The following is a 15,814-nucleotide window of genomic DNA, read 5'->3' as shown; positions in this document are numbered from 1 at the left end:
TTTTGTTTAACAAATATACTATAATATTAAACAAAAATACCTCTTTAACGAAATTTTATTATTTATACTACGATAAATAGAACTGATATGGTTTCACATTCATCAAAATCTTTGTTACTTTGTAAAAAATTGTTTTTCATGATACAAGCAAAAGGAATTCATAAATATTTTGATCAACTTCATGTTTTAAAAGGTGTTAATATTTCAATTAAACAAGGAGAAATCATCGCAATTGTTGGTGCATCTGGTGCCGGAAAAACGACTTTGCTTCAAATTTTGGGAACATTAGAAAAACCATCAAATGATAACGGTACCGAATTAACGATAGACGGCGAAAATGTTTTAAATATGAATGACAAACAATTGTCTAAGTTTAGAAATTTAAAACTTGGGTTTATATTCCAATTTCACCAGTTATTACCTGAGTTTACAGCCTTAGAAAATGTTTGTATACCAGCTTTTATAGCAGGAAAAACAAAGCTTGAAGCCGAAGAGGAAGCCATAAAACTACTCAACTACCTTGGTTTATCACATCGAATGGACCATAAGCCGGGCGAACTATCCGGTGGAGAACAACAACGTGTAGCGGTTGCAAGAGCATTGATCAATAAACCGGCGGTGATTTTTGCCGATGAACCTTCGGGAAATTTAGATACAACTTCTGCAGAAAATTTACATGAATTGTTTTTTAAATTAAGAGATGAATTCGGTCAAACGTTTGTAATTGTAACCCACAATGAAACTTTAGCCAATATGGCCGACCGTAAACTAGTGATGAAAGATGGTTTGTTTGATCAAAACTCAGGTTGGATTGATAACGCTTCACTTCCAAATGCAACTGTTTAATGAATCATTTGGAATTAAAAGAATTTCTGGATGAAAAAGTGCTGCTTTACAATCATCCAAGATTTATAGAAAGTGATCCTATTCAAATTCCGCATCTTTACACTTTAAAAGAAGATATCGAAATTGCCGGATTTTTAACTGCCACCATTTCATGGGGAAATCGTAAAATGATTATCAATAATAGTCAAAAATTAATGACTAAGTTAGGAAATTCGCCTTATGATTTTGTGATGAATCATAATAGTAATGACTTGGAAAATTTAAACGACTTTGTTCACCGCACTTTCAACGGAACGGATTGTATTTTCTTTATCAAAGCTTTAAAAAATATTTATCAAAATCACAATGGTTTGGAATGTGTTTTTAGTAAGTATATACAAAACAGCACCTTACAACAAAATATTTCCAATTTCAAATCCGTTTTTTTTGAAATTGAACATGACTATCGTACACAAAAACACGTTTCAGACCCCATGAATAATTCGGCCGCCAAACGCATCAATATGTTTTTGCGTTGGATGGTTCGAAATGATAACGCCGGGGTTGATTTAGGAATTTGGAAATCCATTTCGCCTTCACAACTTTCTTGTCCGCTTGATGTTCATTCCGGCAATGTGGCTCGAAAATTAGGCTTGCTTACGCGAAAGCAAAACGACGCCAAAGCACTTTTTGAGTTAGATTCCAACTTGCAAAATTTGGATAAAAATGATCCGGTAAAATATGATTTTGCACTTTTTGGTTTAGGTGTTTTTGAAGGGTTTTAAGCGGCTTTACGCATTGATTTAAAATTCCGTACCTTTGCAAAAATAATCTTCTCTATGTCTACTTTTCTGGATTTTGATTTACCTAAATCGTTACAAAAAGCCATTGATGAATTAGGTTTCTCACACCCTACTCCTATTCAAATTAAATCGATGCCGGTGATTTTATCCGGTCGTGATATGATGGGAATTGCTCAAACCGGAACCGGAAAAACATTTGCCTATTTATTACCAATTTTAAAACATTGGAAGTTTCAAAATACACATACACCGCGTGTTTTAATTTTAGTCCCCACACGTGAATTGGTTGTTCAAGTGGCTGAAGAAGTTGTAAAATTAACGCAATACATGTCTGTTAGAACACTTGGTGTTTATGGTGGCGTGAATATCAACACCCAAAAAACAGCGGTTTATCAGGGGGTAGATATTTTGGTAGGAACTCCGGGACGCGTCATGGACTTGGCTTTGGATAATGTGGTTCGATTTGATGAAATTCAGAAATTAGTGATTGATGAATTTGATGAAATGTTGAATTTAGGTTTTCGTTTTCAAGTCACGTCTATCCTATCAATGTTGAAAGCTAAAAGACAAAACATTCTTTTTTCGGCGACGATGACAGATGAAGTAGATGAAATGTTGGAGGAGTATTTTGATTTTCCGGTGGAAGTTTCCTTAGCTGCATCCGGAACACCGTTAGAAAAAATTACGCAAATAGGATATAAAGTACCAAATTTTCTAACGAAACTAAATTTACTCAAAGAATTATTGCACTCCGATGAAAGTATGTCGCGATTGCTGATTTTTATCAACAATAAAAAAACCGCTGATTTGGTTTTTAATGCTTTGGAAGAAGAATTTCCGGAGCAGTTTGGTCTGATTCATTCCAACAAATCGCAAAATTATCGTTTGAACACAATGGCTTCGTTTCAAGCCGGAGAAATTCGTGGAATTGTAACGACTGATGTAATGGCTCGTGGTTTAGATATTTCCGACATCACCCATGTTATAAATATGGAATTTTCTGAGGTTCCGGAACAATATATTCACCGAATTGGACGAACCGGTCGTGCCGATAAAACCGGCGTTGCCGTTAGTTTCATTAGTCCAAGAGAAGAAGAAATCCAAATAGAAGCTGAAATTTTGATGGAAAAGGAAATTGAACTTTTGCCACTTCCTACCATTGTAATCGAAGAGAAGTTATTGGAATTTGAAAAGGAAAAGAAGAAAATGAAAATGCTTTTGAAACGTCCCAAAAAAGAAGGTGGCGAAGCATTTCATGAGAAAAAAGATAAAAACAAAAAAGTTAATTTGGGTGGTCCGGGAAAAAGAACGCCGAGAAAAACCGAATCCAGAAACCGTGGCGTGGAACGTAAAAGAGCTGAAAAAAGGAAGAAAAAATAACAGTCTTTCTACTCAAAGCTTTCGCTTTTGCTTAACACTTTTTGATTTGTGCTATTAAAATATAAAAGCTATCTTTGACAAACTTTCAATTAATGCAGTTTAAACATCCTGAAATTCTGTATTTTCTTTTTTTATTGGTCATTCCAATTTTGGTGCATTTATTCCAGCTTCGTCGTTTTAAAAAGGAATATTTTACCAACGTAAAGTTTTTAAAAGAACTCTCCATTCAAACCCGAAAAAGCTCCCAACTCAAAAAATGGTTATTGTTAGCTACACGTTTACTCCTGCTCGCTGCTATGATAATTGCCTTTGCTCAACCTTTTTTTAAAGCCAAAGACAGTAAAGGTAGTACGAATGAATTATATGTAGTTTTAGACAATTCATTCAGTATGCAAGCCAAAGGGAAACAGGGTGAATTATTGAAAAGAGCCGTTCAGGAAGTATTGGAGAATACTCCCGAAAATACTACCTTTTCCCTTCTTACCAATGATGATGTCTATTGGAATACCGACATTAAATCGATTCAAAAAGAATTGATGAATTTGAAATATAGTGCCAATTCGTTTCAGTTAGACCAACAAATCACAAAAATTAAATCCAGAAAAACACCTTTTAATAAAGATGTTGTGGTAATCACTGATGCTGTAAATTTACCTGCAAACCAATTGAAACCGATTGATGAAACGATTAATCCAATATTCATTATACCCAAATCGGAGCAAAAAAATAATGTAGCGATTGATAGTGTTTTTCTCCTTCAAACGTTAGATAATTTTTATGAAATTGGTGTGAAACTAAAATCATTTGGAACATTTGAACAAGAAATTCCGGTAGCGGTTTACAATCAAAAACAACTGATTGCCAAAACACAAGTAAAACTTGACCAAGTAGAAAAAGAGTTGTTTTTCACCATTCCTAAGGCTGATTTCAATGGTTATGTTTCCATTGATGAACCGGGATTGTACTATGATAATGAATATTATTTTAGCATTTCTAAACCTGAGAAAGCAAAAGTAATAGCCATCGGTGAAGCGGATAAGAATCAATTTTTATCTAAAATATATTCAGAAAAGGAATTTATTTTTTCATCAATTGAACTAAAAGCATTGGATTATAATGTATTGGAAAAACAAGATGCCATTATTATCAATGAAATAAATGATATTCCGCAAGCTCTTCAAACCACCTTGAAAGCTTTTTATGAAAAAGGTGGAAATGTCATTTTCATTCCATCCGAAGAGAACAAGGTAGAAAACATCAATTCATTTCTCATTAATTTTGGTTCCTTTTCAATAAATGATTACCAAAAAAAGGAAAAGAAAATCACCTCTATTGCGTTTGCACATCCCTTGTATAACGGAGTTTTTGAGAAAAAAACAGATAACTTTCAATATCCATCAACCAACAATAGCTTCGAGCTTAAAAGTCCCTACCCTTCTATTTTGACCTTTGAAGATCAACGTCCGTTTTTAACTTCCGTTTCTAATGCTTTAGGTTCGTTTTATGTTTTTTCGGCACCTATTAATAAAGATAATTCTAATTTTAAAAATTCCCCTTTGATTGTCCCTACCTTTTATAATATGGCTTTTCAAAGTGCTAAGTCCGGAATCATTGCGTTATCTGTTGGGACAAATTCGACTATTACTGTAGACCAATTATTATCAAAAGATGAAATTATTTCAGTAATTTCAGCAGATGAAAAGGGTGAAAAATTCATTCCGCAGCAACAAATATTGAATAATAAAGTAAAAATGACCTTTGCTGAAAGTCCTACTTTGGCAGGCAATTATTCGGCTGTAAAAGATAATACTATCCTAAAAAAGATAAGTTTTAATTATCCACGTACCGAAAGTGATTTGCGTTTGGATAATTCAAATTTAGTAGATTCTTACGAAAACAGTAATTCAATTGAAACTGTTTTTGATGCATTACAAACTAACCGAACCGATAATTCAATTTGGAAATGGTTTGTAATCCTTGCGTTATTATTTGTGGTACTGGAACTACTCATTCAAAAATTGGTAAAATGAAAATAATCATCCGAAATGCAACCATCATCGACCCAAACGGTGAGCATCACAACCAAAAAATTGACTTGAAAATTGAAGGTAAAACCATTGAAAAAATGGGTGTAAACTTACCTTCAGAAAAAGATTATGAAGAAATTAGTTTAGAAAATCTTCATCTATCAAAGGGATGGTTTGATAGTTCCGTATCGCTCGGTGAACCCGGTTTTGAAGACCGTGAGACCATTGCCAATGGATTAACTGTAGCGGCAAAAAGCGGTTTTACAGCGATTGCTTTGCAACCCAATAGTTTTCCGGTGATCGATAATCAGTCGCAAGTTCGATTTGTAAAAGAAAAAGCAAGCAATAATGCGGTTAACTTATTTCCAATTGGAGCGTTAACCAAAGGGTCGGAAGGAAATGATTTAGCCGAATTGTTTGACATGAAAAATGCCGGTGCAATTGCTTTTGGCGATTATGGAAAAAACTGTACCAATGCCAATTTATTGAAAATCGGTCTACAATATGTACAAGATTTTGATGGTATGGTAATTGCTTTTTCACAAGATGAAAAAATAAAAGGAAATGGTGTAGTGCATGAAGGAATTGTTTCAACTCGTTTAGGGCTGAAAGGTATCCCAACTTTAGCAGAAGAACTTATCGTAGCACGCAACTTGTTTTTATTGGAATATACCGGTGGAAAATTACACATCCCAACAATTTCCTCAGCCAAATCAGTAGAATTAATTAAAGACGCAAAAGCGAAAGGGTTACACGTTTCGTGTAGTGTTGCCGTACATCATTTAGTATTGACAGATGAAAAGTTAGAAGGTTTTGATACACGAATGAAAGTGAGTCCGCCATTACGTGATGAAAAAAACAGAAAAGCACTAATACAAGGTGTTTTGGACGGAACAATTGATATGATAACCTCCGACCACAATCCGATGGATATTGAGCACAAGAAAATGGAATTTGATTTGGCTAAAAACGGAACCATTGGTTTAGAAAGTGCTTTTGGAGCGTTATTGAATGTACTTCCATTAACTGTTATAATCGACAAACTAACAAATGGAAAAACAACTTTTGGCCTTGAAAATTCAACAATTAAAGAAGGTGCAGCTGCCGATTTAACGTTTTTTAATCCAAATGCTGAATGGATTTTTGGAAAGGATAATATACTCTCCAAATCGAAAAACTCTGCATTTTTAGGTGAAAAAATGAAAGGAAAAGTATATGGAATTTATAACAACGGAAAATTAGTTTTAGAAAATGGAGCAAAATAAAAACGCAGCAATAGTGGCTTATTTAACCATCATCGGTGCAGTAATTGCCATCTTCATGAACAATGAAAACAAAAGTGCTTTTGCCAGTTTTCATATCAGACAAGCATTGGGAATCTTTTTGACATTCTTTCTGTTAGGCTATCCAATAGGCTACTTTGATAGTTGGATGATTTCGTCAGCTTTTTATGTTTTCTTTTTTATTCTTTGGATTTACGGCTTTTTAGGAGCCTTGAACGGAGAAGAAAAAAAAGTGCCATTAGTAGGCGATTTTTATCAAAATTTATTTAAAAGCCTATAAGTATGTCATTACACTATTTAATTCGCAAACCAAAAATTATATTGGACAAAAACCCACTTTTGCTATTGTTACATGGTTATGGTAGCAATGAAGAAGATTTGTTTTCGTTTGCTTCTGAACTTCCGGAGGAGTATTTTATAGTTTCCGCTCAAGCTCCTTATCCATTAATGTATGGAAGCTATGCGTGGTATGCCATCAATTTTGATGCCGATGAAAATAAATTCTCTGACATTAACCAAGCCAAACAATCGAGAGATTTGATTGTGAATTTTATTGATGAATTAACGGCTAAATATCCCATAGACTCAAAAAAAGTAACGTTGATTGGATTCAGTCAAGGTGCAATTTTAAGCTATGCCATCGCCCTTTCTTATCCTGAAAAAATATCCAAAGTAGTTGCCATGAGTGGTTATTTGAATGTTGAAATGGCAAAAGAGAATTTTGAACAAAATGACTTTTCAAGCTTGACTATTTTTGCTTCACACGGAACAGTTGATCAGGTTATTCCGGTGGATTGGGCCAGAAAAATCGGTCCGGCACTAGAACGATTTGGCATAAACTTTACGTACAAAGAATATCCTGTTGGACATGGTGTTGCCCCGCAAAACTTTTATGATTTTAGAAATTGGTTAGAAGAAAATAAGTAAAATTAATCTTCAATCTTATCACTTCCGGTGACTTTTGGTCCTATGCTGCCATCACCGGAAAATAAAATTTTGTCTTCTTTTTTGAGAATAAAACCTTTCCATGGAACAAGCTGCCATTCGTCAAATTGCCAAGGTTGTCCTTCTGCCGAGCGAATAAGTATAATAGATTTTACTTGATTGGGTAAAAAAACTTCAACTTCATTTCCACCATTTTCCGAAAATACAATGTAAGCATTTTTGGTTTCGTCCTCATTATTTTGATTGTTTTGCGGATATAATGTAATGGCTGATTCATAGATTTTAATACATTCTTTGTTCAGTGATGACCAAAAATAACCGGCTCCATCCAAACAACCGTTTTCATCTTTATCAGCAGTGGTGACGGTATCCACAAGCGTTTGCTTTTGAATAAACTCAGGATCGGCTTCCTGATCCAACTTTTTACAGGAAAATAAACAGATTACTAAAACCAACAAAAGCAAACAATTTCTCATATCAAAAAAAAAGGAATTAAATATACAAAAGTTTACTGTTTTGGATATAAAGTTGACTGAATTATTTTAAAATTCAACGATTCATCTTCCTCTATAAAATACTGTAATAATACTTCACCCCATAAATCACCATTACTGAAATCTGCAATAATCCAACGGTGATTAAGCACTTCAATTTTGTTAATAATAAATTTTTTATCATCTATTTTACCAAATTCAACCATTGGATTTCCTTCCGGATTATCGTTTAATTCCATTAAGTTGGCTTCGATTTTCGGAATTAATTTTTCTATGGAATAATCTTCTAAATAGTTTTGGGCTTGATCGTTATTTCGCAACGTAAAATAATTGGCATCAAACAATTTGTTATTTAAAGCTTGAATGGTGTCATTCATTTTTGTTTTTAAATTTTCGAATCGCTCTGTTTCAAATTTAACTTTTTTACTGTAATACATATAAGTAAAAATCGTCATCAAAAATGTAACAATAAACAAGTAAAGAAATAATGATTTTTTCATTTTATTAAATTGAAATTTCTAAATTATCGTAGGCTAAATAAACGTTTTTTGGTAATTTTTGTTGTGCTTCCTCATGAAAACCCATCAAATGACTGATGTGTGTCAAATAACTTTTTTTTGGTTTGACCAAAGCTATGAAATTTAATGCTTCTTCCAAATTAAAATGTGTACTGTGTGGTTCTTCTCGTAAGGCGTTCACCACTAGCACATCTAAATTCTTTAGCTTCTCCAGTTCACCGGCTTCAATTGTTTTCACATCTGTTAAATAAGCAAAATTATCAATGCGATAACCGAAAACTTGAAGATTTCCATGCATCACTTCAACAGGTATAATTGTTTTGTTCCCCAAAACAAAATTTTGATTGGAAATCACTTCATTAATTGCTACTGAAGGAGCTCCTGGATATTTATTTTCAATTTCAAATATATAATCAAATCGCTTTTTTAAGTTATCAATCACACGCTTGTGAGCATAAATCGGAATATCGCCTTGTTTGAAAAAAAAAGGGCGAATATCGTCTAATCCTGCTGTATGATCAGCGTGTTCATGGGTGAAAAGTATCGCATCTAATTTTGTACATCCACTTGTAAGCATTTGTTGTCTAAAATCGGGACCGCAATCAATCACAAAAGAATAATTTTCATCATAAATCCAAACCGAAACACGTAATCGTTTGTCTTTTGCATCCTTACTTTTGCAAACAGAATGATTACTCCCGATGACCGGAATACCCTGAGAAGTTCCTGTTCCTAAAAAATATACTTTCAAGACGTTAAATTTTCACAAAAATAGAACTATTTATCTTTTATTACGGTATGATATTTGTTAACTTTGCATTGCATTACCAATGAAAATGGAAAGAATAGCAATGGAAATAAAACTCAAGGGAGACAGAGCAATTGAACAAATCCCTTCAATTAAAGACAAAGCTCTTAGAATCAATCTTAACGAAAATATTTACGGAACTTTTGCTGAAATTGGTGCTGGTCAGGAAACGGTACGACACTTTTTTAGGTCGGGCGGTTCTTCCGGAACGATTGCAAAAGCTATGTCTGCCTACGACAAAGACTTTAGTGATGCCATTTATGGTGTTGAAAAAGATGGCCGGTATGTAACTGAAAGCCGTTTGAAAAAAATGCTTACGCACGAAGTGGATTTAATTGAAAAACGCTTAGATCGTGTAAAACATCCAAACAAAATGTTTTTTAGTTATGCCAATACCGTTGCTACGATTGATTTTGCAAAGCAATTTAAAGGACACGGTTGGGTTGGAATTAAATACCAAATTGAACCCGATGAAGACTATAATGAAATTATTCTTCACATTCGATTTAAAGAAAATGATGCCCGTTTACAGCAAGAAACACTCGGAATTCTTGGTGTAAATTTAATTTATGGTGCTTTTTATAAATACAACGATCCAAAAAAATTATTGCGTTATTTGTATGATCACCTGGATAAAGATCAATTGGAAATAGATACGATTAATTTTTCGGGTCCCCGATTTGCCAATGTAGACAACCGATTAATGAGTTTACAATTGGTTAAAAATGGGATGACCGATGCGGTGATGTTTGGTCCGGATGGAAATAATATCCTTCCTGCATCTATTTTATACAAGAAAAATATTCTAGCTCTTCGAGGTAGTTTTCGCCCGGTTACTCGAGTGAACATGGACATGTATGAGAAATCCTTGGAGATGTTTTTAGGGGAAAACAAAGTGGAAGCTGATAATACGTTGGTAATTTTTGAAATTACACTTTCCAACTTGCGTTCAGAAGGTGAAATTGACGAACGTGATTTTATGGATAGAGCAGAATTACTTTGTTCGCTTGGACAATATGTTATGATTTCTAACTTCCAAGAATATTATCGCGTGGTTGAATATTTCTCTAATTACACCAAAGCCAGAATGGGATTGGCCATGGGCGTAAATAATTTAGTAGATATTTTTGACGAAAAATACTATCGCCACTTAAGTGGTGGAATTTTGGAAGCGTTTGGAAAATTATTCTACCGTGATTTAAAAGTCTTCCTTTATCCGATGAAAGAAGAAAATGGTGAAATTACCAATTCTGAAAACTTAAAAGTACATCCAAGAATGAAAGAATTGTACAAGTTCTTTAAATTCAATGGAAAAGTGGTCGATATAGAAATTGCCAATCAAAATAACTTAGAAATATATTCACGTCACGTTTTGCGAATGATTGCCAAAGGTACTGATGGTTGGGAAGAAATGTTACCTAAAGGTGTTGCAGAAATAATTAAGAAAAATAATCTTTTTGGTTACGACCCAAAGAAAATTATAGAGAAACATACCAATTAAAAAAAAACAGCCATAATAAAGTGGCTGTTTTTTTATCCTAAAATTTGTTCCGCATGAGCTTTTGTTTTTACTTCTTTAATCACGTCTTCTATGATTCCGTTTTCATCAATGATAAAGGTGGTGCGGTGAATTCCGTCGTATTCTTTCCCCATGAATTTCTTTGGTCCCCAAACTCCAAAGGCTTGAATGACTGATTTATCTTCATCAGCCAAAAGCGGAAAAGGAAAATCAAATTTATTTTTAAAATTTACTTGAGCTTTTGCATTATCAGCACTTACACCCAAAAGAGCATAATTTCCGGCTTGAAAACGGTCAAAATTATCTCGCAGATTACAAGCTTCAGCGGTGCAACCCGGGGTATTCGCTTTGGGATAAAAGAATACTACTAATTTTTTTCCTTTATAGTCAGCCAAAGTGTGAAGGTTTCCATCTTGGTCTTTTGCAGAAAAATCAGGTGCTTTATCGCCTTTTTGTAATGTTGTCATAGTTTGAAGAATTGAGTTACTGTTTAACCAGTTGCTAAGTTGTACAATTAAAGTTATTTTTACAACTCAAAATTACCAAAAATGACAAAGAAAGAACGTGCAACATTTGTTATAAATACGTTAAATGAATTATATCCTTCGATTCCTATACCATTAGACCATAAAGACCCCTATACTCTACTCATTGCCGTATTGCTTTCAGCTCAATGCACTGACGTGCGTGTAAATCAGATTACACCCCTATTATTTGCTAAAGCCGATAATCCATATGATATGGTAAAAATGAGTGTAGAAGAAATTAAAGAAATTATACGCCCGTGTGGACTTTCACCCATGAAATCAAAGGGAATTTATGGTTTGTCTGAAATTTTGATTGAAAAATACAACGGTCAAGTCCCACAAAGTTTTGAAGCGTTGGAATCTCTTCCGGCAGTGGGACATAAAACGGCAAGTGTGGTGATGAGCCAAGCATTTGGAGTTCCTGCATTTCCGGTGGATACGCACATTCATCGGTTGATGTATCGTTGGAATTTATCGAATGGGAAAAACGTGGTACAAACCGAAAAAGATGCAAAAGCGATTTTTCCAAAAGAATTATGGAACGATTTGCATCTTCAAATTATTTGGTATGGTCGCGAATATTCGCCTGCTCGTGGTTGGGACTTGGAGAAAGATGTGATTACGAGAACGATTGGACGGAAGTCGGTTTTGAAGGAATTCCAAAAAAAAACATCCCGACTTTAATCGGGATGTTCCTTTTAATTAGCGATATTTTCAAAAGTTATGTTTCCAACTTTAACAATGCTCAGTGCCTTGGAGTAGTCGAGCAAAAAACGAATCGTTTCTTTTTTTGGTAACATCTTTGGAGCCGCTAATTTTTTACTAGTGTAAAGTTTTGCCATAGATAATTATGTTTGTTTTTATCTACAACGAAAGACTTTTCCAAATATTGTTTAATTGGTTAAAATTATTTGATTTTTTTCAATTACTTTTCGCAAATTCATCAAAGCATATCGCATTCTACCTAAAGCCGTATTGATACTTACACCGGTTGAATCAGCGATTTCTTTAAAACTCATGTCTTGATACATTCGCATCACCAATACTTCTTTTTGATCTGCCGGCAATTCATCTAATAAACGATGTAAATCATTTTCCACTTGCTCAGTAATCATTTGCCCTTCCACATTCATCGAATTGTCACTCATGTACGAAAAGATAGAATATTCTTCTGTTTCGCGTTGCATAGGCATTTTTTTTGTTCTACGAAAATGATCGACCACTAAATTGTGAGCAATTCGCATGACCCAAGGTAAAAACTTACCTTCTTCATTGTAGGAATTTGATTTTAGCGTTTTAATTACTTTAATGAAAGTATCTTGAAAAACATCATCAGTTATGTCACGATCTGCAATTTTAGAATAAATAAATCCGTAAATTTTAGATTGATGTCTTTCTATCAGAATAGCCAACGATTGTTCATCACCAGCAATGTAATTCTTAACCAATAATGCGTCTGGAAGTTGATTAACAGTAGCCATAGTAATACCTTTTTAATTTCGTGTTTTGAACTGAATTTTTCTAAAAAAGTATTTTTTTTCCTATAAGCAATTGTTAAATAAAGATTAATTAATAGCCAAATGTAACACAATTTTATTTGAACTAACAAATTTTAATTGAAATTTTAACATTCTAAATGCAATAATTACGGAAAACCATAATAAAACACGCTGATTTTATATAAAAAATAGAAATTGTCAACCTTTTAATTGAACTTTCAAATCACTATCTTTGCAATTCTTTCCATTTTGCTATGACACCAGAAGAATTTGCTTTACTCGAACCTAAGAAAAATATCTTAATCAAAGGAGCTCAACTGCACAATCTTAAAAACATTGATGTGGCTATTCCTCGGAATAAACTGGTAGTAATTACAGGACTTTCAGGTTCCGGGAAATCGAGTTTGGCATTTGACACGTTGTATGCTGAGGGCCAACGCCGTTATGTAGAAAGTTTATCTTCGTATGCACGACAGTTCTTAGGAAGATTAGACAAACCTAAAGTGGAATACATTAAAGGGATTGCTCCTGCAATTGCGATTGAACAAAAAGTAAATACAACCAACGCTCGTTCTACCGTTGGAACATCCACCGAAATATATGATTATTTAAAATTACTTTTTGCTCGTATTGGAAAAACATTTTCACCAATTTCCGGTCAGGAAGTAAAAAAACAAAGTGTTTCGGATGTAGTGAAAACCATTTCTTCCTTTGAACCTGATAGCAAATGGCTTCTCCTTGCTCCTATTCATTTGGAAGAAGGCAGAGCATTGGAAGACAAATTGAAAGTGTTACTCCAACAAGGTTTTATTCGGATTTTGGTTGATCATGAAATGATTCGTTTGGATGAATTAGAACAACATTCGTTAGACAATAAAGATATTCTGTTAATCATCGACCGAATTGTGGTGAAAGACGATGAAGAGTTTTTAAATCGCTTAGCTGATGCTGTTCAATCCGCTTTTTATGAAGGAAAAGGTGAATGTTTTGTGCAGGAAGTAGCTTCGCAGAAAAGACTTGAATTCAGTACCAATTTTCAATTAGACGGTCTCACTTTTTTAGAACCAAACGTTCATTTGTTTAGTTTTAACAATCCGTACGGAGCTTGTCCGACTTGCGAAGGTTACGGAAATGTGATTGGTATTGATGAAGATTTAGTAATTCCAAATACAGCTTTATCCGTTTATGAAAACACTATTTTTCCATGGCGTGGAGAAAGTATGAGTTGGTACCGCGATCAATTGGTCAACAATGCTTACAAGTTTGAGTTTCCAATTCATAAACCCTATTTTCAATTAAGCGAAGAACAAAAACAGTTGATTTGGAATGGAAATAAATACTTTACCGGATTACACGATTTCTTCAAAGAATTAGAAGAGAAAAATTATAAAATCCAAAACCGTGTAATGCTTTCGCGTTATCGAGGAAAAACAAAATGTCCGACTTGTAAAGGAAAACGATTACGAACAGAAACCAATAATATTAAAATAGGCAACAAAACCGTCTCGGAATTGGTTGATTTACCGATAAAAAACTTAATTGTTTTTTTTCAACAATTGGAACTTTCAGAATACGATCAAAAAGTTGCGAAACGATTGTTGATTGAAATTAATAACCGATTGAAATTTTTGGATGAAGTGGGTTTGAATTATTTAACGTTAAACCGAAATTCTGCTTCTCTTTCCGGTGGCGAATCACAACGCATCAATTTGGCTACTTCGTTAGGAAGTAGTTTGGTAGGTTCGATGTATATTTTAGACGAACCAAGCATCGGATTACATCCAAAAGATACCGAACGGTTAATTGAAGTGTTGAAAAACCTCAGAAATCTCGGCAATACTGTAATTGTGGTTGAACATGACGAAGACATTATGAAAGCTGCCGATCGTATTATTGACATCGGACCAGAAGCCGGAACGCACGGTGGTCATTTAGTTGCTGAAGGAGATTTTAGCAAAATTCTAAATGCAAATTCACTCACAGCAAAATACTTAAACGGCGAATTAGAAATTGAAGTTCCAAAAAAAAGACGGAAATTCAAAAATCATATTGAAATTATTGGAGCTCGTGAAAACAATTTAAAAAACATAGATGTTAACTTTCCGTTGGATTGTTTAACTGTCATTACCGGTGTTTCCGGTAGTGGAAAAAGTACGTTGGTCAAAAAAATATTGTTTCCCGCTTTACAAAAAAAATTAGAAGGTGTAAGCGATAAAGCCGGACAATTCACCGAATTACGAGGTAATTTTTCGCACATCAAACACATAGAATACATAGATCAAAACCCGATTGGGAGAAGTTCACGATCGAATCCGGTAACGTATATTAAAGCGTATGATGATATTCGGGATTTGTTTACAAAACAAAAACTTTCGAAAATTCGAGGCTATTTACCCAAACATTTTTCGTTTAATGTAGATGGCGGTCGTTGTGAAACCTGCAAAGGCGATGGCGAAGTAACCATCGAAATGCAATTTATGGCCGATGTGCATTTGGAATGTGAAACCTGTGGTGGAAAACGTTTCAAAAAAGAAATCCTTGAAGTACAATTTGAAGGAAAAAATATCGATAACATATTGACAATGACCATCGATGATGCCGTTGCATTTTTCGATGGACACAAACAAGCCAAAATCATTCAGAAATTAAAACCGCTTCAAGATGTTGGTTTGGGTTATGTGCAATTAGGTCAATCCTCTTCTACTCTTTCGGGTGGTGAAGCTCAACGGATTAAACTCGCTTCGTTTTTAGTGAAAGGAACCACCAAAGACAAAGCCCTTTTTGTATTTGACGAACCAACCACCGGCTTACACTTTCACGACATCAAAAAATTATTGGCTTCGTTTGATGCTTTAATCGAAAAAGGCCATTCCATTATCGTGATTGAGCATAATTTGGACTTAATTAAATGTGCCGATTACATCATCGACATTGGTCCGGAAGGAGGCGAAAACGGTGGACAATTAATGGCGTTTGGCACTCCGGAAGAAGTTGTGAAAGAAAAAAAATCGATTACGGGGAAGTATTTGAAGGAGAAGTTGAAGTAGCTTACGGGTTTCAGGTTTCAGGTTATTCTGTGAATTCTGTGCTTTTCGTGATAAATTTTTTATTTTCAGTTTTGTTTACAAGTAGACGATTTGTTTCCTTTTTAGCCCCGATTGTAGTGTAAATCCTAGCCTTTTGGCG

The 15,814-nt window shown here is 34.3% G+C and carries 16 protein-coding genes; 10 read left to right on the top strand and 6 right to left on the bottom strand.

The window, feature by feature from the left end:
• Positions 1-138 precede the first annotated feature (138 nt).
• From EQG68_RS06930 to EQG68_RS06900, 7 genes are all read left to right on the top strand, one after another.
• Complete coding sequence (locus EQG68_RS06930; RefSeq protein WP_129464067.1) at positions 139-846, top strand: ABC transporter ATP-binding protein; 708 nt, start codon at positions 139-141, stop codon at positions 844-846.
• Positions 846-1,610 carry a TIGR02757 family protein gene (locus EQG68_RS06925; RefSeq protein ID WP_129464066.1) on the top strand — a complete coding sequence of 255 codons (765 nt, stop codon included), beginning with the start codon at positions 846-848 and terminating at the stop codon, positions 1,608-1,610. Before EQG68_RS06930 ends, EQG68_RS06925 begins: the two co-directional genes overlap by 1 nt.
• A 54-nt stretch (positions 1,611-1,664) precedes the next feature.
• A complete protein-coding gene (locus EQG68_RS06920) occupies positions 1,665-3,008 on the top strand; it encodes a DEAD/DEAH box helicase (RefSeq protein WP_129464065.1) in 1,344 nt (447 codons plus the stop codon).
• A gap of 92 nt (positions 3,009-3,100) precedes the next feature.
• Positions 3,101-5,038, top strand: a complete 1,938-nt coding sequence (locus EQG68_RS06915) for a vWA domain-containing protein (RefSeq protein ID WP_129464064.1) — start codon at positions 3,101-3,103, stop codon at positions 5,036-5,038.
• The gene (locus tag EQG68_RS06910) at positions 5,035-6,300 is read left to right on the top strand and encodes a dihydroorotase (protein ID WP_129464063.1); all 1,266 of its coding nucleotides are present in this window, start codon (positions 5,035-5,037) and stop codon (positions 6,298-6,300) included. The genes EQG68_RS06915 and EQG68_RS06910 overlap by 4 nt, the downstream gene beginning before the upstream one ends.
• Complete coding sequence (locus EQG68_RS06905; RefSeq protein ID WP_129464062.1) at positions 6,287-6,598, top strand: DUF4870 domain-containing protein; 312 nt, start codon at positions 6,287-6,289, stop codon at positions 6,596-6,598. The genes EQG68_RS06910 and EQG68_RS06905 overlap by 14 nt, the downstream gene beginning before the upstream one ends.
• A 2-nt stretch (positions 6,599-6,600) precedes the next feature.
• Complete coding sequence (locus tag EQG68_RS06900; protein WP_129464061.1) at positions 6,601-7,245, top strand: alpha/beta hydrolase; 645 nt, start codon at positions 6,601-6,603, stop codon at positions 7,243-7,245.
• Positions 7,246-7,247: 2 nt separating this feature from the next.
• Here the strand turns inward: EQG68_RS06900 and EQG68_RS06895 are convergent, their stop codons facing one another.
• From EQG68_RS06895 to EQG68_RS06885, 3 genes are all read right to left on the bottom strand, one after another.
• On the bottom strand, positions 7,248-7,682 hold the full coding sequence (locus tag EQG68_RS06895) for a hypothetical protein (protein WP_164975409.1): 435 nt from the start codon (positions 7,680-7,682) through the stop codon (positions 7,248-7,250).
• 89 nt (positions 7,683-7,771) lie between these two features.
• Positions 7,772-8,257, bottom strand: a complete 486-nt coding sequence (locus EQG68_RS06890) for a hypothetical protein (RefSeq protein WP_129464059.1) — start codon at positions 8,255-8,257, stop codon at positions 7,772-7,774.
• A gap of 4 nt (positions 8,258-8,261) precedes the next feature.
• The gene (locus EQG68_RS06885) at positions 8,262-9,026 is read right to left on the bottom strand and encodes an MBL fold metallo-hydrolase (protein ID WP_129464058.1); all 765 of its coding nucleotides are present in this window, start codon (positions 9,024-9,026) and stop codon (positions 8,262-8,264) included.
• A gap of 94 nt (positions 9,027-9,120) precedes the next feature.
• Here EQG68_RS06885 and EQG68_RS06880 point away from each other — a divergent pair, with 94 nt between their 5' ends.
• On the top strand, positions 9,121-10,584 hold the full coding sequence (locus EQG68_RS06880; RefSeq protein WP_164975414.1) for a TonB-dependent receptor: 1,464 nt from the start codon (positions 9,121-9,123) through the stop codon (positions 10,582-10,584).
• A 32-nt stretch (positions 10,585-10,616) separates the two neighbouring features.
• Here the strand turns inward: EQG68_RS06880 and bcp are convergent, their stop codons facing one another.
• On the bottom strand, positions 10,617-11,069 hold the full coding sequence (gene bcp / locus EQG68_RS06875) for a thioredoxin-dependent thiol peroxidase (protein ID WP_129464056.1): 453 nt from the start codon (positions 11,067-11,069) through the stop codon (positions 10,617-10,619).
• 81 nt (positions 11,070-11,150) lie between these two features.
• Here bcp and EQG68_RS06870 point away from each other — a divergent pair, with 81 nt between their 5' ends.
• The gene (locus tag EQG68_RS06870) at positions 11,151-11,813 is read left to right on the top strand and encodes an endonuclease III domain-containing protein (protein ID WP_129464055.1); all 663 of its coding nucleotides are present in this window, start codon (positions 11,151-11,153) and stop codon (positions 11,811-11,813) included.
• A gap of 14 nt (positions 11,814-11,827) precedes the next feature.
• On the opposite strand, the gene EQG68_RS15035 is transcribed toward EQG68_RS06870, so the two are convergent.
• On the bottom strand, positions 11,828-11,971 hold the full coding sequence (locus EQG68_RS15035) for a hypothetical protein (RefSeq protein WP_164975408.1): 144 nt from the start codon (positions 11,969-11,971) through the stop codon (positions 11,828-11,830).
• Positions 11,972-12,022: 51 nt separating this feature from the next.
• Positions 12,023-12,610, bottom strand: coding sequence for an RNA polymerase sigma factor (locus EQG68_RS06865; RefSeq protein WP_129464054.1), 588 nt, complete (start codon positions 12,608-12,610; stop codon positions 12,023-12,025).
• Between the two features lie 272 nt (positions 12,611-12,882).
• On the opposite strand from EQG68_RS06865, the gene uvrA reads away from it, so the two are divergent.
• On the top strand, positions 12,883-15,675 hold the full coding sequence (uvrA, locus tag EQG68_RS06860) for an excinuclease ABC subunit UvrA (RefSeq protein WP_129464053.1): 2,793 nt from the start codon (positions 12,883-12,885) through the stop codon (positions 15,673-15,675).
• Positions 15,676-15,814 lie beyond the last annotated feature (139 nt).

Source organism: Flavobacterium piscinae, from assembly GCF_004122145.1.
Classification (GTDB): Bacteria; Bacteroidota; Bacteroidia; order Flavobacteriales; family Flavobacteriaceae; genus Flavobacterium; species Flavobacterium piscinae.
Note: the sequence above shows the minus strand (reverse complement) of the source record. Positions and strands in the feature narration are given on the sequence as shown.

Excerpts from the sequence above, each read along its gene's own strand:
- bcp (WP_129464056.1), bottom strand. The coding sequence starts at position 11,069 with ATGACAACATTACAAAAAGGCGATAAAGCACCTGATTTTTCTGCAAAA.
- EQG68_RS06920 (WP_129464065.1), top strand. The coding sequence starts at position 1,665 with ATGTCTACTTTTCTGGATTTTGATTTACCTAAATCGTTACAAAAAGCC.
- EQG68_RS06865 (WP_129464054.1), bottom strand. The coding sequence starts at position 12,610 with ATGGCTACTGTTAATCAACTTCCAGACGCATTATTGGTTAAGAATTAC.
- EQG68_RS06925 (WP_129464066.1), top strand. The coding sequence starts at position 846 with ATGAATCATTTGGAATTAAAAGAATTTCTGGATGAAAAAGTGCTGCTT.
- EQG68_RS06930 (WP_129464067.1), top strand. The coding sequence starts at position 139 with ATGATACAAGCAAAAGGAATTCATAAATATTTTGATCAACTTCATGTT.
- EQG68_RS06900 (WP_129464061.1), top strand. The coding sequence starts at position 6,601 with ATGTCATTACACTATTTAATTCGCAAACCAAAAATTATATTGGACAAA.
- EQG68_RS06870 (WP_129464055.1), top strand. The coding sequence starts at position 11,151 with ATGACAAAGAAAGAACGTGCAACATTTGTTATAAATACGTTAAATGAA.
- EQG68_RS06915 (WP_129464064.1), top strand. The coding sequence starts at position 3,101 with ATGCAGTTTAAACATCCTGAAATTCTGTATTTTCTTTTTTTATTGGTC.
- EQG68_RS15035 (WP_164975408.1), bottom strand. The coding sequence starts at position 11,971 with ATGGCAAAACTTTACACTAGTAAAAAATTAGCGGCTCCAAAGATGTTA.
- uvrA (WP_129464053.1), top strand. The coding sequence starts at position 12,883 with ATGACACCAGAAGAATTTGCTTTACTCGAACCTAAGAAAAATATCTTA.
- EQG68_RS06905 (WP_129464062.1), top strand. The coding sequence starts at position 6,287 with ATGGAGCAAAATAAAAACGCAGCAATAGTGGCTTATTTAACCATCATC.
- EQG68_RS06910 (WP_129464063.1), top strand. The coding sequence starts at position 5,035 with ATGAAAATAATCATCCGAAATGCAACCATCATCGACCCAAACGGTGAG.
- EQG68_RS06890 (WP_129464059.1), bottom strand. The coding sequence starts at position 8,257 with ATGAAAAAATCATTATTTCTTTACTTGTTTATTGTTACATTTTTGATG.